Raw genomic sequence first — 935 nt, 5'->3', positions numbered from 1 at the left:
CCCCCGCGCCGGGCGCGGGCGCCGACCCCGGTGCCGGGTCCGGCACCCGCGGCGGGGTGCTCGCCGGGGCCGGCGCCTACGTCGCCTGGGGCCTGTTCCCCTTCTACTTCCACGCCCTGCTGCCCACCGGGGCGCTGGAGCTGCTCGCGCAGCGGGTGGTGTGGTCGCTGGCGCTGTCGGTGCTGCTGCTGAGCGCGCTGCGCCGCTGGCCGGTGGTGCTGCGGGTGCTGCGCACGCCCGCGCAGCTGCGGCTGCTGGCCGTGGCCGCCGTCGCCATCGCCGTGAACTGGGGCGTGTACGGCCTGGCGGTGACCAGCGGGCACGTGCTGGAGGCCTCGCTGGGCTACTTCGTCAACCCGCTGGTGACGGTGCTGCTGGGGGTGCTGGTGCTGCGCGAGCGGCTGCGGCGCGCGCAGTGGGCGGCGGTGGCCGTGGGCGCCGCCGCCGTCGTCGTCATCACCGCCGACCTGGGGCGGCTGCCGTGGATGGCGCTGGTGCTGGCGGTCTCCTTCGGCTCCTACGGGCTGCTGAAGAACCGCCTGGCGCGCGCCGGGGCGGGGGTGGACCCGCTGACCGGGTTGACGGTGGAGACGGGCGTGCTGGTGCTGCCCGCGGTGGCGGCGCTGGTGTGGATCGGCGCCACCGGGCGCTCCACCTTCACCGCCGGCGGCGCCGACCACGTCGCGCTCACGGTGCTGGCCGGGCCGGCCACGCTGGGCCCGCTGCTGCTGTTCGCGCTGGCCGCCGGCCGGGTGCCGCTGACCACGATCGGGCTGCTGCAGTACGCCACCCCGGTGCTGCAGTTCCTCGCCGCCCTGGTGCTCGGCGAGACGATGCCGGCCTCGCGCTGGGCCGGCTTCGCGCTGGTGTGGGCCGCGCTGGCGCTGCTGACGGCCGACGCGGTGCGCGCCGGGCGCGCGGGGCGCCGCCGGGGG

At 78.2% G+C, this 935-nt stretch carries 1 protein-coding gene; it reads left to right on the top strand.

Going from position 1 to position 935, the window contains the following annotated elements:
* Positions 1-935 (top strand): EamA family transporter RarD (gene rarD / locus GTR00_RS21735; protein ID WP_205706395.1); only part of this gene is annotated, 935 nt, incomplete at both ends.

Origin of the sequence: Kineococcus indalonis, from assembly GCF_009906395.1 — a bacterium.
Classification (GTDB): domain Bacteria; phylum Actinomycetota; class Actinomycetes; order Actinomycetales; family Kineococcaceae; genus Kineococcus; species Kineococcus indalonis.
Note: the sequence above shows the minus strand (reverse complement) of the source record. Positions and strands in the feature narration are given on the sequence as shown.